The sequence below is a fragment of the Flavonifractor sp. An92 genome (assembly GCF_002159175.1).
In the GTDB taxonomy this organism is placed as follows: domain Bacteria; phylum Bacillota; class Clostridia; order Oscillospirales; family Oscillospiraceae; genus Pseudoflavonifractor_A.
This window is the reverse complement of the sequence record NZ_NFGZ01000003.1, coordinates 71,149-90,517: the sequence shown is the minus strand read 5'-3', so window position 1 is coordinate 90,517 and position 19,369 is coordinate 71,149. Positions and strand designations below refer to the sequence as shown.

The window sequence follows — 19,369 nt, the reverse complement described above, 5'->3', positions numbered from 1 at the left end:
GGCCGGCGCTCCTTTGGGGGACGGGCGGGGAACTGTGTGTCACCTCCCCGACGTCCCTGCATATCGCAACGACAAGTTCATATAGGAGAGGAGTTTTGTTTCTATGATGCGATTTTTCCAAAGACTGGGCAAATCTCTGATGCTCCCCGTGGCGTGCCTCCCCATCGGCGGCCTGCTCATGGGTATCGGCTACTGGATTGATCCCTCCGGATGGGGCGCCAACAACTTGCTGGCCCTGCTGCTCATCAAGTCCGGCGGTATCCTCATCGACAACATGGCGATCCTGTTCGCCCTGGGCGTTGCCATCGGCATGTCCAAGGACCAGGAGGGCACCTCTGCTCTGGCGGCCATCATTTCCTGGCTGACCGTCCAGACCATGCTGGGTGCCGGCGTGGTGCAGCTCATCCTCGGTGCTGACGCCACCGTCCCCGCCGCTTTTACCAAGATCAACAACCAGTTCATCGGCATCCTGTGCGGCCTCATCGCCGCCGGCTGCTACAACCGGTTCTACAAGGCAAATATGCCCGACTTCCTGGGCTTCTTTGCCGGCCGCCGGTTCGTGCCCATCATGACCGTGGTCACCACCCTCATCGTGTGCATCCCCCTCTACTTCGTCTGGCCCGTGGTGTACAGCTTCCTGGTGGGCGTCGGCGAGACCATCCTGGGCCTGGGCCCTGTGGGCGCCGGTATCTACGGCTTCCTCAACCGCCTGCTCATCCCGGTCGGACTGCACCACGCCCTCAACAGCGTGTTCTGGTTCGATGTGGCCAATATCTCTGACATCAACCGTTTCTGGGGCATCCTGGAAGGCGGCGTGCTGGGCCAGACCGGCCAGTACCAGGCCGGCTTCTTCCCCGTGATGATGTTCGGTCTGCCCGGCGCTGCTCTGGCTATGTACCACACCGCCAAGACCAACAAGAAGAAGGTCGCCGCCGGCATCCTGATGTCCGCCGCTCTGTGTTCCTTCTTCACCGGCGTTACCGAGCCCCTGGAGTTCTCCTTCATGTTCCTGGCTCCCGCCCTGTATGTGGTCCACGCCATCCTGACCGGTATCTCCGTGGGTATCGTGGCCGCCCTGCCCGTCCGCGCCGGCTTCCAGTTCAGCGCCGGTTTCGTGGATTGGTTCCTGTCCTTCAAGGCCCCCTTCGCCCTGAATCCCATCCTCTTGATTCCCATCGGTGTGGCTTTCTTTGTCATCTACTATGTGGTGTTCCGTGCCCTCATCACCGCCTTCAACTTCAAGACTCCCGGCCGTGAGGACGACGACAACAGCGCCGAGATGAACATCGAGCTGGGCAGCAGCGACTACGCCGCTATGGCCAAGGCCATCCTGGAGGGCGTGGGCGGCGCTGCCAACGTTACCAACGTGGACAACTGCATCACCCGCCTGCGCCTGGAGGTCAAGGACCGCCTGCTGGTGGATGAGAAGAAGATCAAGGCCGCCGGCGCCGCCGGTGTGGTCCGCCCGGGCAAGACCAGTGTTCAGGTCATCATCGGGCCCAAGGTCCAGTTCGTGGCCGACGAATTCAAGAAGCTGGTCCACTAAAACCTATCTCGTGTCCGGCCGGGGCCCAAGGCCTGACACGTCAAGCGGGCCGCGGAGAGAATCCTTCTCCGCGGCCCGCTTCCCTTTTTCCCTGCATGCAAAGAGCCCGGTCTGCATTTCGCAGACCGGGCTCTCTTTAGTCCGCCAGGAACTTCTCCAGGCGGTTCAGGCCCTCCTTGATGTTGTCCAGGGAGGTGGCATAGGACCAGCGCACGAAGTTGGGCGCGCCGAAGCCGGAGCCGGGGACCACGGCCACCAGGCCGTGCTTCAGGAAGGCGTCGGCAAACACGTCGTCGTTGGTGATGGTGACGCCGTGGATGGTCTTGCCGATGAGCTGCTCCAGGTTCATCATCACATAGAAGGCGCCCTCGGGCCGGATGCAGCTGACGCCGGGGATGGCGTTCATGCGCTCCACGATGTAGTTGCGCCGCGCCTCAAAGGCCTGGCGCATCTCCTCGATCTTCTCCTGGGGCGCGGTGAGCGCGGTGACGGAGGCTTTCTGGGAGATGGCGGAGGCAGAGCCGGTGGAGTGGCTCACATAGTTGGCCATGACCTTGGCCACCTGGTCGTTGGCGCAGGCGTAGCCGATGCGCCAGCCGGTCATGGCGTAGGACTTGGAGACGCCGTTGATGAGGATGGTGCGCTCCCAGACCTCGGAGCTCAGGGAGGCGAAGCTGACGAAGGGCTTTCCGTCATAGACCAGGCCGTAGTAGATCTCATCGCTGATGACGTAGAGGTCGTTCTTCACCACCACATCGGCGATGCCGCACAGCTCCTCTTCCCCGTACATCATGCCGGTGGGGTTGGAGGGGTTGTTGAGGATGAGGCACTTGGTCTTGGGGGTGATGGCGGCGGAGAGCTTCTCCGGGGTAAGCTTGAAGTGCTCAGCCTCGGTGGCGGTGACCACCACGGGCACGCCGCCCACCATCTTGATGAGCTCGTAGTAGCTCACCCAGTAGGGCGCGGGGAGGATCACCTCGTCGCCGGGGTTCACCAGAGCCCGCAGGGCCAGGTACACCGCGTGCTTGGCGCCGCTGGTGGCCACCACCTGGTTGGGCTTGTAGGAGAGTCCGCAGTCGGCCTGCATCCGCTCACAGACCGCCTTGCGCAGCTCCACGGTGCCGGCGGCGGGGGTGTAGCGGGTGACGTTCTGCTCGATGGCTGCGATGCCCGCGGCTTTGATCTCGTCGGGCGTATCAAAATCCGGCTCGCCCGCGCCAAATCCGATGACGTCCACACCGTCCGCCTTCATCTGCTTGAACATGGCGTCAATGGCCATGGTGGTGGACGCCTGGACGGCCTGGGCGATCGTAGAGAGCTCTTTCACGATGAATCTCCTCCAAACACAAACAACAGTTTCGGTACGCACTATTATATGCTCAGCGGACCGAAAATGCAAGATGATTTCTTGTAACTTTCAAATCTTTGCGCCTTTTGACCAATCAGCCCGGAAAAAGCGCAAAATTTTCGGGGGTTCCTGTGCTTTTTCCACAAAACGCAGGAACCCCCGAATCAAGATGCTGCAATTCAGGAGCCTTTCCGCTGCCGCGGGGCGGTGTTCTTGCGATAGATGAGGTAGAGTCCGTGGAGAATGAGGTCGGCGTCATAGACGATGGTGTGCTTGCAGTAATGCAGTACCTCCGGCGCGTTGGAGCCGGTGGCCACCACGGCCGCCACAGGTCCGCCGTTGACCTCCTCCACCCGGTCGATCATGCCGTCGATCATGCTGGCGCTGCCGTACACCACCCCGGAGCGCATGGCGTCCACGGTGTTGTGGCCCAGCAGGGCGGCGGGCGCCTGGATGGAGATGTGGGGCAGCTCGGCGGCCTCCTGGGACAGGGCCTCCACCGACAGGCACACCCCCGGCATGATGATGCAGCCCTCGTACACGTTCCCCCGCAGGAGGGACATGGTCACGGCGGTGCCCATGTCGATGACGATGAGGGGGCTGGGGTAGTGCTCCGCTGCGGCGATGGAGAAGGCCACGATGTCGCTGCCCAGCTGGGCGTGGAGGTCCGATTTGATATTCAGACCGGTGCGCACGCCGGGGCCCATGACCATGGGGGCCTTCCCGGTGAGGAAGCGCACCGCGCCGCACAGCGCGGCGGTGGCAGGCGGCACCACGCTGGAGAGAATGGCCCCGGTGACGTCCTCCGCGCTGCAGCGGTGGAGCCGGAACACGTCCAGCAGCTGAATGGCGTACTGGTCCTGTGTCCCACCCTTGACGGTGGGCAGCTCCGAGCGGAAGCGCAGCTTCCCCTCCTCACTGAACATCCCCACGGTGGTGACGGAATTTCCCATATCCACGGCCAAGATCACAAAGACCCCTCCCCTGCTCACGTTTTTCAGCAAGGGATATTGTATCAAACTTCCCGCCCGCTGGCAAGCGGGGATCAGCCCTTGATCTTGGCGCAGATGAGGTCGCCCATCTGCTTGGTGCCGATGGGGGTGACGCCCGGCTCGGCAATATCGGCGGTGCGCCAGCCGTCGGCCAGGACGGCGTCCACGGCCTGCTCCACTGCGTCGGCCTCGGCGGGGAGCTGGAAGGAATAGCGGAACATCATGGCCACCGACAGGATGGTGGCGATGGGGTTGGCCTTGTCCTGCCCGGCGATGTCGGGGGCGGAGCCGTGGATGGGCTCATAGAGGCCGGGGGCGGTGTCGCCGATGGAGGCAGAGGGCAGCAGGCCGATGGAGCCGGTGACCATGGAGGCCTCGTCGGAGAGGATGTCGCCGAACATGTTCTCGGTGACCACCACGTCAAACTGGCCGGGGTCCCGGACCAGCTGCATGGCGCAGTTGTCCACCAGCACGTCCTCGTACTGCACGTCGGAGTACTCCTCCGCCAGGCGGTGCATGACGCTCCGCCACAGGCGGGAGGTCTCCAGGACGTTGGCCTTGTCCACGCTGGAGACCTTCTTCCGGCGCAGGCGGGCCAGCTCAAAGGCCCGGCGGCCGATGCGCTCGATCTCCTTCTCGGAGTAGGCCATCAGATCGGTGGCCTCCAGGCCGCGGTCCTCGGTCTCATACTTGTCCCGCTTGCCGAAGTAGATGCCGCCGGTGAGCTCCCGCACCATCATGAGGTCGATGCCCTTCTCGGCGGTCTCTTTCTTCAGGGGGCAGGCATCCGCCATGGCCGGGCGCAGGGCGGCGGGGCGCAGGTTGGCGTACAGGCCCAGGTCCTTGCGGATGGCCAGCAGCGCGGTCTCGGGCCGCTGCTCGGCGGGCTTGTCACTGCCCCACTTGGGGCCGCCCACCGCGCCCAGCAGCACGGCGTCGCAGGCCTTACACTTCTCGGCGGTGCCGTCGGGGTAGCTCTTCCCCACTGCGTCGGTAGCGCAGCCGCCCAGAAGCACATCTTCATAGGTAAAGGTGTGGCCGAACTTCTCGCCCACGGCGTTGAGGACCTTCACGGCCTCCCCGACCACCTCGGGGCCAATGCCGTCGCCCCGGATCAAAGCGATTTTGTAATTCATTTCGCCACACCTCTCGCTTTCAGAGAATTGAGGAGGCCGCCGTGCTGGATGATGCCGTCCACAAAGGCGGGGAACGGCGCGGCCTGGTAGGTCTTGCCGGAGGTCTCAGCGGTGATGGTGCCCTTGGCAAAGTCCACGCTCAGGGTGTCGCCGGGGACGATCTCCTCGGCGGCCTCGGGGCACTCCAGGATGGGGAAACCGATGTTGATGGCGTTGCGGTAGAAGATGCGGGCGAAGCTCTTGGCGATGACGCACTGCACGCCGCAGGACTTCAGGGCCAGGGGGGCGTGCTCCCGGGAGGAGCCACAGCCGAAGTTGGCGCCCGCCACTACGATGTCGCCGGTCTCCACGGTGGAGGCGAAGTTGGCGTCGATGTCCTCCATGCAGTGGGAGGCCAGGGCCTTAGGGTCGGGGTTGTTCAGGTGGCGGGCGGGGATGATGACGTCGGTATCCACGTTGTCGCCGTATTTATAGACCTTCATGTCGAAGCGTGCTCCTTTCCATTACAGGCTGGCCGGGTCGGTGACCACGCCGGTGACGGCGGAAGCCGCGGCCACGGCGGGGCTGGCCAGGATGATCTCGGAATCGGTGGGACCCATGCGGCCCACGAAGTTGCGGTTGGTGGTGGAGATGGCCCGCTCCCCGTTGGAGAGCACGCCCATATGTCCGCCCAGGCAAGGGCCGCAGGTGGGGGTGGAGACGGCGCAGCCGGCCTCGATGAAGATCTGCACCAGGCCCTGGGCCATGGCGTCCAGCATGATCTGCTGGGTGGCGGGCAGCACGATGCAGCGTACGCCCTTGGCCACCTTGCGGCCCTTGAGGATGGCGGCGGCCTCCTGCAGGTCCTTCAGGCGTCCGTTGGTGCAGGAGCCGATCACCACCTGCTGGATGGGAGTGCCGGCCACCTGGTCCACGGTGCGGGTGTTGGAGGGCAGGTGGGGCAGCGCCACAGTGGGCCGGAGGGTACTCAGGTCAATGACCACCTCGCGGGTGTACTCGGCGTCGGGGTCGGGCTCCACGGCCTGCCAGGGGCGGTCCACCCGGCCGTCGAGGTAGGCCCGGGTCACGTCGTCCACTGGGAAGATGCCGTTCTTGGCACCGGCCTCAATGGCCATGTTGGAGATGGTGAAGCGGTCGTCCATGGTGAGCTGCGCCACGCCGTCCCCGGCGAACTCCAGGGACTGGTACAGCGCGCCGTCCACGCCGATGGTGCCGATGAGGTGGAGCACGATGTCCTTACCGCTCACAAAGGGGGCCAGTTTGCCGGTGAGGGTGACCTTGATGGCGGCGGGGACCTTGAACCAGGCCAGGCCCGTGGCCATGCCGGCGGCCATGTCGGTGGAGCCCACGCCGGTGGAGAAGGCGCCCAGCGCGCCGTAAGTACAGGTATGGGAGTCGGCGCCGATGATGACCTCGCCGGGGGCGGTCAGGCCCTTTTCGGGCAGGAGGGCGTGCTCCACGCCCATGCAGCCCACATCATAGAAGTGGGTGATGTCGAACCGCTGGGCAAACTCCCGCGCCTGGGCGCAGAGCTGCGCGGATTTGATATCCTTACAGGGGGTGGAGTGGTCCAGGACAATGGCGATCTTGTCCTTGTCGAACACCTGGGTCAGTCCAGCCTTGTTAAACTCGGTGATGGCCACCGGGGTGGTGATGTCGTTGCCCAGCACCAGGTCCAGCTTGCCCTCGATGAGCTCGCCCACCTCTACCCGGTCTTTGCCGGCGCAGCGGGCCAGGATCTTCTGGGTCATGGTCATTCCCATCGTGATATTCCTCCTCGTGTTCACTTGTGCTGTCATGGTAGCTCCTATTATGCCAGAACCCTTGCCAAAAGAATGTAAACTATGATACAATGCTGAAAAAGCCGGAAGGAGGATGCGCCATGGAGCTTTGGGACGGATACGACGGGCAGTGGAATCAGACCGGGGTGGACCTGGTGCGGGGAGAGCCCATCCCGGAGGGGCTCTATCACCTGGTGGCGGATGTGGTGGTGCGCCACACCGACGGGACCTACCTGGTCACCCGCCGCTGCGAGGATCTGCCCAACGCCCCGGGGCTGTGGCAGGCCGGCGCGGGGGGCAGCGTGTGCAAGGGTGAGCACCTCCTGGAGGGGGCCCGGCGGGAGCTGTGGGAGGAGACCGGCATCGAGGCCGATGCCCTCTCCCCGCTCTACCAGGTACGCAGTGAGGAAAAACACGCCCTCTACGGCGGCTTTCTCTGCGTGACCGACCGCCCCAAGGACGCCGTGCACCTCCAGGCCGGAGAGACAATCGCGTACCGCTGGCTCAGCCGGGAGGAGTTGGTGGAACTGGTGGCATCCAGCGACTTTGTGCCCGGTTTGCGGGGGCGGCTCACCCCCTGTCTGGAAGGAGGAACGCTATGAACGACACCTGGACTCCCCTGGCCGAGGGCCAGCCGGTACTGCACTATGCCCCGGGCCAGTTCATCTACCTCCAGGACACCCAGGCCGACCGCTTCTACTACATCGTGTCCGGGACGGTGAAGTGCTTCCTCAGCGCCGAGAGCGGCGAGGAGCGGACCCTCACTCTCCTGCGGGCAGGGGAGCTGATCGGAGAAGCCGCCTTCTTCGATAAACAGCCCCGGATGTCCTCGGCGGTGGCGGTGACGAAATGCGAGCTGGTGGAGGTGGACCACGCCCGGCTGGCACAGGTGTTCCGCCTCCACCCGGAGCTGGCCATCGCCATGCTGGAGAACCTGGCCCGGCGGGTGCGCCTCCTCTCCGGCCATGTGGACGGGGCTTTCCTCCAGGCCGACCAGCGGGTGGCACGGCACCTTCTCTCCCTCACCCCCGGCGAGGACGGCGCCATCCCCTGCACCCATGAGGACATCGGCGCGTCGGTGGGGGTGAGCCGGGTGACGGTGAGCCGGGTGCTCAGTCGTTTCGCCCACAACGGCTGGCTGCGCACCGGCTACCGCTCGGTGGAGCTGCTGGACCGCAAGGCCCTGGAAAACCTGTGTGAAGAGGAACGCTGACAACAAGAGCCGCCCTCCCGGACAACGGGAGAGCGGCTCTTTTCTTTTATAAGAGGATGCAGATGAGCCCGCCGGAGCCCTCGTTGAGGATGCGCTGGAGGGTCTCCTGGAGCTTGGTGCGGGCATCGTCGGGCATGCGGCGCAGCTTGGTGTTCAGGTCCTCGCTGACCAGCTCGTGGAAGGACTTGCCGAAAATATTGGACTGCCAGATGGCCTTGGTGTCCCCCTCGAACTCCTGGAGGAGATAGCGCACCATCTCCTCGCTCTGCTTCTCGCTGCCCACGATGGGGGCCACCTCGGTCTCAATATCGGCCCGGATCATGTGTGTTGTCTGGTACAAACCGAAGTTTTTCCGCGCCCTCGCCGGATGGTGAACTGCTCCTCCTCAGAGATGACATTCAGGTAGACGGAAACATGGATCTCTGACTTCTTTTCCCCGTCCTGGGGGTGTACTTCAATGCGATCCAGAAGGCTATCAATCACACCGATGGAAAAACCGTCGGTAAAGTCCAGATCTCGGGTGATCGCCTGCCGCAGCGTGTCAATCGACTGAAGCATCTCCCGATTCTTGCTCCGCTCCTGCTCCAGTGTATCCAGCCGCTGTCTCAGACGCTGAATTTCGTCATTGAAGCGATCGTTGCGCCGGGCAAATTCATCATCAGCGATTTTTCCGTCGATACTCAAATCGAGAAGCTTGTCCTTCCGTTTTAAGATCGCTTCGATATTGCCCTTACATCTGCCGATCTCCTCTTCGACATTGCTCCCATTTCCGATTGAGGTATAAAGGCGAAGCAGGTCCTGAATGATCTCCGCCTTGTTGAGCGACAGTTCCTCCAGCACCTGACGCATGATTGCATCCAGCTCAGACGTATAGAGGACGGGAGACGAGCATCCCGCTCTCCCCTTTCGGCTGTACTCCTGGCACTGCCAAACCTCCTTATTGCCACTCTTATATCGGTAGAGCGAGCGGTAATAGGGCTGCTTGTGGACGCCGCAGATGATTTTCCCGCTGTACGGGTAGCGGTTTTGATAGCTTGTTTTGCCGTCTTCGCTCTGCTTCACAGAACGCTTTTCCAAAATCCGGTTGGCCTTGTCCCAAAGCTCCTCCGAGACAATGGCAGGCACGACCTGTCCGCTCTCATCCTTGTATAGGACCCAATCCTCCGGATCAAAGACCTTGATGTCCTTGGTGCGATAATCCAGCTTGCTGCTCTTTCTGCCGCAGTAATATCCCTTATATTTGGGATTGGACAGGATGCCGCGAATCGTGCTGAATGAGAAATCGTTTCCACGGGTATTTTTATAGCCCATACTGGCAAGGTGTTGCGCGATACCGCGGATTCCCACCCGCTCATTGGCATAGAGGTTGAAGATGGTACGTACCATCTCGGCCTCCTCTTCTTGGATGACCAGACGACCGTCTCTCTTCTCATAGCCCCAGATCTTGTTATTCCCCAGTACAACGCCATTTTCGATGGCCCGCTTGAAGCCGAACTTCACCCGCTCGGAGATCTTGCGTACCTCGTCCTGGGCGATAGAGGACATGATGGTCAGCCGCAGCTCTGCGTCCGGCATGAGGGTATTGATATTGTCCGACTCAAACAGCACCCCAACGCCGAAGCGCAGCAAGTCCTGGGTATACTTGATGCTGTCCAGGGTATTGCGGGAAAAACGGGAGATCTCTTTCGTCAGAATGAAATCAAAGTGCCCCGCTTCCGCGTCCTGCACCATCTTCAGAAAGTTCTCACGCTTCCCAACCGTCGTACCGCTGATTCCCTCGTCCACATAGCCTTCGACGAATACCCACTGGGGATTACGCTGGATATACTCCGTATAATACCGTACCTGAGCCGTCAAGGAGTGGATCTGCTCATCCTTATCCGTGGATACCCGGGCATAATAGGTCACTCTAAGGGGAAGGTCATAGATGCTCTTACCGGAGTGAAGAGCAGTGCGAATATCATATATATCCAAGGAATGCCCCTCCTCAACTTCTGTTTGTTTCATGTTCCTTCTGTGCAAATAGAAAAGCGGTGAAAGAGCCATCGGGGCAACCGTTCTCTCTCACCGCTTCAGGCAGCCCTTATCCTCCTCCGCCGCCCATCTCCACGATCTTCAATTTTGCCTGCTCATACAGCTCACGGCTGATTTTCCCTTTTATGTACAGTTTTTCATTTGCTTGCAGCATGATTTCCAGGACCAAAGCTCTTTTCCCTTTTGCCAATATCGCATCCCCCCATGGGACAACCATATGACACCTCTTCGGTCTCTATGTCTACCGGGCATAGGGTTTTCAAGGCTTGAGTCTTGACACAGACGGCGTAATGCCGGTAGTATAAGTAGCGCGTCCAACTGTCTGCAAATCTTAGTATATAAGGAGATCATACATTGGAAATTCGTACCGCAATTCCCACCGATCTGGAAGCCGTAACCGCCATTGAAGCGGCCTGCTTTCCAGCTGAACAGGCCGCCTCCCGTACTGATATGGCCGGACGTCTGGCTGCTTATCCGGACCGCTTCTGGCTTCTGCTGGATGGCGGCGCGGTGATTGGATTCGTAAATGGGATGTGCACTGATGAGCCAGATCTTCGTGACGAGATGTATACCGACCCCACGCTCCACAAGGAAACAGGAGAATGGCAGATGATTTTTGGTGTGGATACTGTTCCAAGTCGCCGTCGGCAGGGATGTGCAGCCCGTCTGCTGGAGTATGTGATCGCGGTGTCCAGAGCGGAAGGCCGTAAAGGTCTGGTGCTGACCTGCAGGGAGCATCTGATCCATTATTATGCCAAGTTTGGCTTTTCCTGCGAGGGCGTGTCCCAATCGGTGCATGGAGATGTGACCTGGTATCAGATGCGTCTGACCTTCGAAGCATGTTGATATCCACGACTGCCCGGATAGGGCAGGGAGTTGATCACATGCAGGAAGAGGTCGTCCACGTCGGGCTGTTCGTAGACAAGCTGAACTATGAGTCGATTCAGTCCTTCAGCTATGACAGCAAGCACCCCGCCGGTCAGCCGTCTATGGCCGGACCAGCGGGGTGCGTTCAGGGTCAAAGCGCGTTATTTCATCAAATCCTCCAGATAATCCGCCGTGAGGATGGTCGTGCCCAGCGCCAGCGCCGTGCGGAAGGGCTCCCCTACGCCGCTGCCGCAGATAAGGTAGTCGGTCTGTTCGGTGACCTCCTCCTCCACCTCCGCGCCGAAGCCGGTGAGGATGGCGGCCAGCTCTTCGGTGGCATAGCCGGTGCGCTCCCCCTTCACGACGAATTTCTTACCCTGGAAGCGGCCGTCAAAGGTCTCGGGGCGGAAGCGCTCCGGCACCGGCGGGTTGGCCGCGGCCCCGGCCTGCCGGAAGAGGGGGAGCAACTTCTTCCGGTATTTCTTGACATAGGTCCGGACGGCCTCCCGATAGGCGTCGTAGCAGGCCTCCTCATCGTAGTACCCGTCCTCGTCGTCATAGTCCTCGTCCTCATCATACTCGTCGTAGTCCTCATCGTACTCGTCGTCACTCTGGTTGGCTGCCTCGAAGTCCCGGAAGTTGCGGATGGGCTCCGTGGCAGCGCTGAAGTGATACAGGGCCCACTCCAGTGTAAAGGCGGTATCGGGGTCCAGCCAGACCTCCCCGTCCTCTGCGCCGGTGAGCATCTGATAGACATCGCGGGCCGGCGTCTCCGGGCAAAAATAGGTGCCGGACGATTGGGTTGCGAACCAGGTGCCGGTGGAGATCAGATGCGCGCCATCGCTGGAGAGCAGGAAATGGCATTTGGTGTGGTTGCCGTAGTGCCAGGCCTCATTGACACCGGAATAGGCGTCGAACGCCAAGTGCAGAAGCTGCCGCTTCTCCCGCATCCTCTGACAGAAAGCCCCATAGGTCTCAGCGTGCCCCCGGATATAGGCCCCCAGGGCAAACTCCAGATTCTGCACCAGCGGGATGAATTCGCTCCGGCCACACAGGGAGAACCGGAGTCCCTCCTCTGTTTTGACAAAGAGGGGACGATCCCCGGCGTCGGGGCTCTGATAGAGGTAAAGTGCTTTGGGCAGCTCTTTTTCCATCAGGAGCTGTTCCAGGCGCTCCTGCTCCTCCTCGCTCCACGCCCCCAGGAAGGAGAGGACGCCCTCGGCCTTGGCCGCGGGGGCCTTGATCTCCGGGTGCCGCCAGCCGTAGGGGATCCAATCCTCCTCCGGCAGCGGAGGGGACATTACCCAGGGCGTGTCGTACCGCTTCATGGGATCCAGATGCAGAAACACGCCGCTGTTGGCAGGAGAATAGCGGATGTAGTGTTCGTCGTCCTGGCCGTACTCGGTATCGATCTGGGAGATGGCCACCACGCTGGCAAGGCCCGGAAGCTGTTCATCCAGGGCGTCCATAAATGCCTCAAAAATCCCGTGGGTATCGTCCCCGTCCTCGCTCTCCAGGTGGAGGAACATGGGCTCTTCCCCCCGCTCCAGGGCCTCCTCCGCCTGCTCCGTGAAGGTCTGCATCCACTTCCGATAGCACCACGTCAGGTCCCAACCCAGCTTGCCCTCGTTCCGGGCCGCCTCCAGACGGGCCGTATAGTCGTCCAGGACCTGCTTTACGATGCTGGGGATCTGCGCAAAGTCGCTCCTCCCACCCTTGATGATGGCGGTATACTGCATCTGATAGCCAACACTCATGTTCCGGTTCCCCTTTCGATGTGTTTACTCCCGCCGCTTCTCCCGCAGGCGGCGGCGGTACTCGTCCAGGACCGGGGATTCCTCTGTGAGTCCGTCCACTGGGCCATTCTCCTCGTCCTCCCAGTCCTCCTCTTCTTCCTCGTCCTCTTCGTCCAGGTCATCCAGCAGCGCGCAGAGATCGGCATAGCTCCGGCCCAACGCAGCCGGGAACCAGGCCTCGCGATCCGCCGGGTCCACGGAGACGGCGCAGAGGTCGCCCAGGTCCTCCCAGTCCTCGTCATACTCCAACTCCGGGGATTCCAGGGCATCCAAGGTCCCCTCCCGCACCTCATCGGACCCGGCAGGGGTGTAGAACCAGAATTCCTGCTCGGCGGGGCAGTCATTCTGTCCCCCATCCGCCGCACGGATGCAGCCTTCCAGCTCCGGCTCCCGGGTCAGCAGCCAGCGGAAGTGCTCCCGCACCGCCTCCGGCAGTCCGTCCAGCATCTCGTCCAGAAAGCCGCCGCCGGACACGAACCACGCCTCTTCCTCCTCCCCCAGGTCGGCAAAAGAGGCGCTGAGCTTCGCCCCGCCGGAGCAGTGGTCCAGATAGGAGCCCTGGAACATCTCCAGCGTGGCCAGACAGCCTCCGGCGTCCTGGTCGCCTGCCCGCTCCAGGATGGCCTCCAGCAGGTGGGTCATGGCCCGCTTGGGTCCCCGGAAAGCCATGGTATAGCCGTAGGCTGTCTCGTGTCTGCGAGTCTGCCAGCCGTCGCCCCCCACCCAGCCCTCCGCGCCGGAGGTGGAGACGGAAAAGGAAAAGGCCCCCATCCGTTTCAGATCGAAGAAATCCCGGATCTTCCAGCCAAAGGGCAGAGTGGCCCGGCGCAGCTGCTTGCAGCCCGCGAAGGCCTCGGGGTTCCCCTCCCGGATGCTCTGGGGAATGGTGACGGACCGGAGCGCCGTGCAGCCGTCAAATGCGCCGGGCGCCAGGGCGGTGACTCCCTCCGGGAGGACCACCTCGGTCTCACCCTCCTCCAGCTCCACCTGTTTTAACAGGCCGTTTTCGATGTGCAGCTTCATGGGTTTACCCTCCTTCCGCTTCTTATGGCCATTGTAGCGCGGGAGAGAGGGCCTGTCCAGTATGCGCTGTGCATAGTATGGCAAAGCGGCAAGCCCTCAATTGAAAGGGCTTGCCGCTTTGCGCTAGGTCGATTTCCAGGCCAGGATCAGCTGCTGCGTGGCCTCGTACAGGTCCCGCGGGATCGTCTTTTGTTCATAGAGCCGCTGGTTCGCCTGGAGCATCAGCTCCCGCTTCAGGGGGACCAGCGTTTCCACGGCGCTCTCCATCGCTCTCACGCTCCCTGACCCAAGCCTATGCCCGGGCGCAGCCCCTTATGCGAAAACGACAGAGGTCCGGGACCCCGTGGGGTTCCCGGACCTCTGCCGTATATCAAAGAGAGAGGGTTAGCGTTTTGCTTTCAGGCGGGCCATGGCGCGGGCCAGGGCGGCCTTGGAGTGGTAGTACTCCTGGATGCTCTGCTTCTGGCGCAGGCGCTCCTCGGCCCGGGCTTTGGCGGCCTCGGCCCGCTTGCGGTCGATCTCCTCGGGGTGCTCGGCAAAGCCCACCAGGAGGATGACGTAGTCCGGCTTGATCTCGGCAAAGCCGGAGCCCACCGCGGCGGGCTCCCACTGGCCGTTGGCCTTGTAGCGCAGCTCGCCTGGCTCGATGGCGGTGACCACCGGCTCATGGCCGGGATAGACGCCCATCTCGCCGTCCACCGCCGGAAAGACCAGTGCCTCGGCGGGGCCGATGTAGAACTGCCGCTCGGGGGTGATGATCTCCAGATAGAAGGTGCTCTGATCGGCCATTTAGACCGCCCCCATCTTCTTGGCCTTGGCGATGACCTCGTCCACGTTGCCCACGTTGCTGAAGGCCGCCTCGGGGTACTTATCCAGCTCGCCGCCCAGGATGGTCTCGAAGGAGCGGAGGGTGTCCTCCAGCTTCACATAGCGGCCCTCCAGGCCGGTGAACTGCTCGGCCACCGAGAAGGGCTGGGAGAAGAACTGCTGGATGCGGCGGGCCCGCTCCACGGTGCGGCGGTCCTCCTCGCTCAGCTCCTCCATGCCCAAGATGGCGATGATGTCCTGGAGCTCCCGGTAGCGCTGGAGCAGCTCCTGGGTGCCGCGGGCGACCTTGTAGTGCCGCTCGCCCACCACGTCGGGCTCCAGGATGCGGGAGGTGGACTCCAGGGGGTCCACGGCGGGGTAAATGCCCTGCTCCACGATCTTACGGGAGAGGACGGTGGTGGCGTCCAGGTGGGCAAAGGTGGTGGCGGGGGCGGGGTCGGTCAGGTCGTCGGCGGGGACGTACACCGCCTGGACCGAGGTGATGGACCCGTCCTTGGTGGAGGTGATGCGCTCCTGGAGGGCGCCCATCTCGTTGGCCAGGGTGGGCTGGTAGCCCACGGCGGAGGGCATGCGGCCCATGAGGGCGGAGACCTCGCTGCCGGCCTGGACGTAACGGAAGATGTTATCGATGAAGAGCAGCACGTTCTGCTTCTCCTGATCGCGGAAGTACTCGGCCATCGTGAGGCCCGTGAGAGCCACGCGCATACGGGCTCCGGGGGGCTCGTTCATCTGACCAAAGACCAGGGCGGTCTTTTCAATGACGCCGGACTCCGTCATCTCGCGCCACAGGTCGTTGCCCTCGCGGGTACGCTCGCCCACGCCGGTGAAGATGGAGTAGCCGCCGTGCTCGGTAGCGATGTTGTGGATGAGCTCCTGGATGAGCACGGTCTTGCCTACGCCGGCGCCGCCGAAGAGGCCGATCTTGCCGCCCTTGGCGTAGGGGGCCAGCAGGTCGATGACCTTGATGCCGGTCTCGAAGATGTCCACCACGGGGCGCTGGTTCTCAAAGGCGGGGGGCTGGCGGTGGATGGACCACTTCTCCTTGGTCTGCACGGGGCCCTTCTCGTCGATGGCGTCGCCCAGAACGTTGAACATGCGCCCCAGCACGCCCTCGCCCACGGGGACGGAGATGGGCGCACCGGTGGCGGTCACCTCCATGCCCCGGCCCAGCCCTTCGCTGGGGGAGAGCATGATGCAGCGCACCGTGTCGCCGCCGGTGTGCTGGGCCACTTCCATGACCTGGCGCTTGCCGTCCAGCTCCACCTCCAGGGCCTCCTTGATCTCCGGCAGCACGCCGCTCTCAAAGGCCACATCCACCACAGGTCCCATGACCTGTACGATGGTTCCCTTGTTCTCACTCATATCATAATCCCCTTTCGGGCGTTTTGGTTGATGGTCAGGCCGTCACATGGAAGCCTGGGCCCCGCCCACCACCTCGGTGATCTCCTGGGTGATGGCGGCCTGCCGGGCCCGGTTGTAGGACAGGTTCAGGTTCTGGAGCATGGCCCGGGCGTTGTCGCTGGAGGACTTCATGGCCGTCATGCGGGCGTTCTGCTCCGAGCAATAGGACTCCACCAGCGCGCCGAAGATGTCGCCCTTCACATACCCGGGCACCAGACGGTCCATGACCGCCTTCACCGAGGGCACATAGGTCACATGCTGGTGGTAGGGCGAGTGGTCCTCACAGACGGGGAACACGTCCGGGTCCAGCGGCAGCAGCTTGTGGACGGTGGGCTCCATGCGGAAGGAGTTGACCATTTTGGTGAAGAGGATGTACACCTCGTCCAGGCTCTCCTTTAAAAAGAGCTCCACCATGAGCTCGGACATGTCCCGGGCCCGGCCGATATTGGGGTCCTGGGCGGTGTAGAGGAATTCCACGTCGATGGGGATGCCGTGCTCCTGGAAGTAGGAGCGCCCCACCTGCCCCACCACAAAGAGGGAGGCGTTGGGTGTTTTCTCCAGCTTGTGCTCGGCCAGCTTCAGAATGTTGTGGTTGTAGGCGCCGGCCAGGCCCTTGTCGCCGGTGACCACGATGTAGCCCACTTTCCGCTTCTCAGCGGGAATTTCGGGGCGCTTGTCGAAAAAGCGGTGGTCGATCTCCGGCGAATGGTGGAGGATGTCGGAGATGGTGGTCTCGATCTTCTGAAAATAGGGCTCCACATCATTGAGCTGCTTGCGGGCCTTGCGCAGGTTGGAGGAGGAGATGAGATACATGGCGTTGGTGATCTTCAACGTCTGCTCCACGCTCTTGATGTGGGTCCGGATCTCCTTTATGCTTGCCATGTGGCGCTCACCCGCTTCTTGGCGTTCTCCAGCACCGAGCGGATGAGCTCAATGGCCGGGCCGCTCAGATTGCCGGTGGTCTGGATCTCCTCCACCACGTCGGCGTGCTCGTCCTCCATCTCCTGGGCGAAGTCCAGGACGAAGGAGCGCACCTTGTCCAGCGGCACGTCGTCCACCAGGCCGTTGGTGGCCACATAGAGGATGATGGCCTGACGGCTCACCGGCATAGGGTGGTAGAGGGGCTGCTTCAGCAGCTCCAGGAGACGCCGGCCGTGGTCCAGAGCCTGCTGGGTGGCGCTGTCCAGATCGGAGGCGAACTGGGTGAACACCTCCAGCTCGCGGAACCGGGCCAGGTCGATGCGCAGGGTGCCGGCGGTCTTTTTGATGGCCCGGGTCTGGGCGGAGCCGCCCACACGGGACACGGACAGGCCCACGTTGACGGCGGGCCGCTGGCCGGCGAAGAACAGGTCGTTCTCCAGATAGATCTGGCCGTCGGTGATGGAGATGACGTTGGTGGGGATGTAGGCCGACACGTCGCCGGCCTGGGTCTCGATGATGGGCAGAGCCGTCATGGAGCCGCCGCCGTACTCCTTGGTGAGACGGCAGGCCCGCTCCAGCAGACGGGAGTGCAGGTAAAAGACGTCGCCGGGGTAGGCCTCACGGCCGGGAGATCGCTTGAGGAGCAGGGACAGGGTGCGGTAGGCCACCGCGTGCTTGGAGAGGTCATCGTAGACGATGAGCACGTCCTTGCCCTTGCTCATGAAGTACTCGCCCATGGCCGCGCCGGAATAGGGCGCCACATACTGCAGCGGCGCGGGGTCGCTGGCGGTGGAGGAGACGATGATGGAGTACTCCATGGCCCCGTGCTTTTTCAGGGTGTCCTGGATGCGGGCCACGGTGGAGGCCTTCTGGCCGATGGCCACGTAGATGCAGATGACGTCCTGGCCCTTCTGGTTCAGGATGGCGTCCACCGCGATGGCGGTCTTGCCGGTCTGGCGGTCGCCGATGATGAGCTCACGCTGGCCCCGGCCGATGGGCACCATGGCGTCGATGGCCAGGATGCCGGTCTGGAGGGGCACATTCACCGGCTCGCGGGTGACCACGCCGCTGGCCTCGTGCTCGATGGGGCGGGTCTCGGTGCTCGCGATGGGGCCCAGGCCGTCCAGGGGCTGGCCCAGCACGTCCACCACGCGGCCGACGAGGGCGTCCCCCACCGGCACGTCGGCGGCACGGCCGGTGCGGCGCACCACGGTGCCCTCCTTCACGCCGGCGTCGCTGCCCAGCAGCACCACGCCCACGCTGTCCCGGGCCAGGTTCATTACCATGCCCTTCACGCCGGTGTCCAGCTCCACCAGCTCGCCGTACACCGCCTTGTCCAGGCCGTAGACGGTGGCGATGCCGTCGCCCACCTCCAGAACGGTGCCGGTCTCCTCCCGCCGGACGCGGGTATCATACCCCTCGATCTCCTCCCGCAGGATGGAGACGATCTCTTCGGGTTTTGCGTTCATGCCATTCGCCTCTCTTCCAGTTGCCGGCTCAGGCCGGAGAGCGCCCCGCGGACGCTCTTGTCATAGGTGACCCCTTCCAGCTCCAGAATGAAGCCGCCCAGCAGGGCCGGGTCGACCTGGATATCAAAGACCACGTCCGCCTTGTGATGGAGGCGGCACAGGGCCTTTTTGAGTTTTTCCTGCTCTGCCTCGCCGGGGACGCGGGCGCAGGTCATGCGGCAGCGCACCGCCCCCCGCCCGGCCAGCTCCAGGTCCTCATAGGCCTTCAGAATGTCCGGCAGCAGGGCCATTCTCCCCTTCTCCGCCAGCAGGCGGTAAAACTGACGCAGCAGCGTGTGGCCGTCCAGCTGCGGCAGCCGCTCCAGCACCCGGGCCTTCTCCCAGGACTGGATGGCGGGAGAGCGCAGAGCCTCCCACAGGGCGGCGTCCTCCATCAGGGCTCCGGCCGTGGCGCGCAGCCCCTCCCCGTCCGGGGAGACGGCGTAGAGCGCCCGGGCGTAGCGGCGGGAGAGCTCGTTCATACCCGCTCACCCACTTCCGATAGGAAAGCGTCCACCAGAGCCTGGTCGTCGCTGCCGTCCAGGGCCCGCTGGGCCGCCTTGGACGCGGCCAGCAGCGCCAGCGAGGCCACCTCGCTCCGGACGCCCCGCAGCATGGCGTCCCGCTCGGACGCGATCTGGGCCTCCGCCTCGCCCCGCAGACGCTTGGCGTCCGCCTCCGCCTGGGCCAGCCGCCCCTCGTAGGCCCGCTGGGCCCGGGTCTGGGCGTCGGCCACGATCTTGGCCGCCTCCTGGCGGGCGCCGGTCAGCTTCTCCTCATACTCGTTCTTCCGCTCCTCCGCCTGGCGGTTCTGCTCCTCCGCGGAGGCCAGCTCCTGCCGGACCAGCGCGGACCGCTCCTCCAGCACGGCGTTGACCCGGCCAAAGAGGAACTTGCGCAGGAAGGCGTACAGCACCAGCAGATTGATCACGGTAAAGAGGATGGTGGAAACATGGAACTCCAGCATCGGGGCCG

At 63.1% G+C, this 19,369-nt stretch carries 20 protein-coding genes and 1 pseudogene; 4 read left to right on the top strand and 17 right to left on the bottom strand.

Annotation, left to right across the window (positions count from 1 at the left end; genetic code table 11):
- The first annotated feature begins 103 nt into the window (after positions 1-103).
- Complete coding sequence (gene nagE, locus B5G43_RS03500) at positions 104-1,546, top strand: N-acetylglucosamine-specific PTS transporter subunit IIBC (RefSeq protein WP_087259090.1); 1,443 nt, start codon at positions 104-106, stop codon at positions 1,544-1,546.
- Positions 1,547-1,682: 136 nt separating this feature from the next.
- Here the strand turns inward: nagE and B5G43_RS03495 are convergent, their stop codons facing one another.
- The 5 genes from B5G43_RS03495 to leuC form a co-directional block, all read right to left on the bottom strand.
- On the bottom strand, positions 1,683-2,873 hold the full coding sequence (locus B5G43_RS03495; protein WP_087259089.1) for a pyridoxal phosphate-dependent aminotransferase: 1,191 nt from the start codon (positions 2,871-2,873) through the stop codon (positions 1,683-1,685).
- Positions 2,874-3,073: 200 nt separating this feature from the next.
- Entirely contained in the window at positions 3,074-3,865 is a 792-nt protein-coding gene (locus tag B5G43_RS03490; protein WP_087259088.1) for a type III pantothenate kinase, read from the bottom strand.
- Between the two features lie 74 nt (positions 3,866-3,939).
- Positions 3,940-5,022, bottom strand: a complete 1,083-nt coding sequence (gene leuB, locus B5G43_RS03485; RefSeq protein WP_087259087.1) for a 3-isopropylmalate dehydrogenase — start codon at positions 5,020-5,022, stop codon at positions 3,940-3,942.
- Positions 5,019-5,504, bottom strand: a complete 486-nt coding sequence (locus B5G43_RS03480; RefSeq protein WP_087259086.1) for a 3-isopropylmalate dehydratase small subunit — start codon at positions 5,502-5,504, stop codon at positions 5,019-5,021. The genes leuB and B5G43_RS03480 overlap by 4 nt, the downstream gene beginning before the upstream one ends.
- A gap of 21 nt (positions 5,505-5,525) precedes the next feature.
- Positions 5,526-6,785 carry a 3-isopropylmalate dehydratase large subunit gene (gene leuC / locus B5G43_RS03475; RefSeq protein ID WP_087259085.1) on the bottom strand — a complete coding sequence of 420 codons (1,260 nt, stop codon included), beginning with the start codon at positions 6,783-6,785 and terminating at the stop codon, positions 5,526-5,528.
- A gap of 119 nt (positions 6,786-6,904) precedes the next feature.
- Here leuC and B5G43_RS03470 point away from each other — a divergent pair, with 119 nt between their 5' ends.
- Positions 6,905-7,405, top strand: coding sequence for an NUDIX hydrolase (locus B5G43_RS03470; protein ID WP_158097350.1), 501 nt, complete (start codon positions 6,905-6,907; stop codon positions 7,403-7,405).
- Positions 7,402-8,016 (top strand): Crp/Fnr family transcriptional regulator, encoded by a 615-nt coding sequence (locus tag B5G43_RS03465; RefSeq protein ID WP_087259083.1) that lies wholly within the window; start codon positions 7,402-7,404, stop codon positions 8,014-8,016. Before B5G43_RS03470 ends, B5G43_RS03465 begins: the two co-directional genes overlap by 4 nt.
- 46 nt (positions 8,017-8,062) lie before the next feature.
- On the opposite strand, the pseudogene B5G43_RS03460 reads toward B5G43_RS03465, so the two are convergent.
- The 3 genes and pseudogenes from B5G43_RS03460 to B5G43_RS17270 form a co-directional block, all read right to left on the bottom strand.
- A pseudogene (locus B5G43_RS03460) lies at positions 8,063-8,341 on the bottom strand (sporulation stage IV protein A); the annotation flags it as partial.
- Positions 8,335-10,023 (bottom strand): recombinase family protein, encoded by a 1,689-nt coding sequence (locus tag B5G43_RS03455; RefSeq protein ID WP_242960438.1) that lies wholly within the window; start codon positions 10,021-10,023, stop codon positions 8,335-8,337. The pseudogene B5G43_RS03460 and the gene B5G43_RS03455, both read right to left, overlap by 7 nt.
- A gap of 76 nt (positions 10,024-10,099) precedes the next feature.
- Positions 10,100-10,267 (bottom strand): hypothetical protein, encoded by a 168-nt coding sequence (locus tag B5G43_RS17270; protein WP_158097349.1) that lies wholly within the window; start codon positions 10,265-10,267, stop codon positions 10,100-10,102.
- 137 nt (positions 10,268-10,404) lie between these two features.
- On the opposite strand from B5G43_RS17270, the gene B5G43_RS03450 reads away from it, so the two are divergent.
- On the top strand, positions 10,405-10,896 hold the full coding sequence (locus B5G43_RS03450) for a GNAT family N-acetyltransferase (RefSeq protein ID WP_087259080.1): 492 nt from the start codon (positions 10,405-10,407) through the stop codon (positions 10,894-10,896).
- A gap of 182 nt (positions 10,897-11,078) precedes the next feature.
- Here B5G43_RS03450 and B5G43_RS03445 read toward each other — a convergent pair whose 3' ends face one another.
- The 9 genes from B5G43_RS03445 to atpF all read right to left on the bottom strand — a co-directional run bounded on the left by B5G43_RS03445 (position 11,079) and on the right by atpF (position 19,361).
- Positions 11,079-12,674, bottom strand: a complete 1,596-nt coding sequence (locus B5G43_RS03445; protein WP_087259079.1) for a BRCT domain-containing protein — start codon at positions 12,672-12,674, stop codon at positions 11,079-11,081.
- Between the two features lie 24 nt (positions 12,675-12,698).
- A complete protein-coding gene (locus B5G43_RS03440) occupies positions 12,699-13,736 on the bottom strand; it encodes a leucine-rich repeat protein (protein WP_087259078.1) in 1,038 nt (345 codons plus the stop codon).
- A 123-nt stretch (positions 13,737-13,859) separates the two neighbouring features.
- A complete protein-coding gene (locus B5G43_RS17265) occupies positions 13,860-14,003 on the bottom strand; it encodes a hypothetical protein (RefSeq protein ID WP_158097348.1) in 144 nt (47 codons plus the stop codon).
- 117 nt (positions 14,004-14,120) lie between these two features.
- Positions 14,121-14,525: an ATP synthase F1 subunit epsilon gene (atpC, locus tag B5G43_RS03435; RefSeq protein ID WP_087259077.1), complete on the bottom strand. Its 405-nt coding sequence runs from the start codon at positions 14,523-14,525 to the stop codon at positions 14,121-14,123.
- On the bottom strand, positions 14,526-15,926 hold the full coding sequence (gene atpD, locus B5G43_RS03430) for a F0F1 ATP synthase subunit beta (RefSeq protein WP_087259076.1): 1,401 nt from the start codon (positions 15,924-15,926) through the stop codon (positions 14,526-14,528).
- A 42-nt stretch (positions 15,927-15,968) separates the two neighbouring features.
- Positions 15,969-16,847, bottom strand: a complete 879-nt coding sequence (atpG, locus tag B5G43_RS03425) for an ATP synthase F1 subunit gamma (protein ID WP_087259075.1) — start codon at positions 16,845-16,847, stop codon at positions 15,969-15,971.
- Complete coding sequence (atpA, locus tag B5G43_RS03420; RefSeq protein ID WP_087259074.1) at positions 16,835-18,355, bottom strand: F0F1 ATP synthase subunit alpha; 1,521 nt, start codon at positions 18,353-18,355, stop codon at positions 16,835-16,837. Before atpA ends, atpG begins: the two co-directional genes overlap by 13 nt.
- Positions 18,352-18,876 carry an ATP synthase F1 subunit delta gene (gene atpH, locus B5G43_RS03415; protein ID WP_087259073.1) on the bottom strand — a complete coding sequence of 175 codons (525 nt, stop codon included), beginning with the start codon at positions 18,874-18,876 and terminating at the stop codon, positions 18,352-18,354. The genes atpA and atpH overlap by 4 nt, the downstream gene beginning before the upstream one ends.
- Positions 18,873-19,361, bottom strand: coding sequence for a F0F1 ATP synthase subunit B (gene atpF, locus B5G43_RS03410; RefSeq protein WP_087259072.1), 489 nt, complete (start codon positions 19,359-19,361; stop codon positions 18,873-18,875). Before atpF ends, atpH begins: the two co-directional genes overlap by 4 nt.
- Between the last annotated feature and the right edge of the window lie 8 nt (positions 19,362-19,369).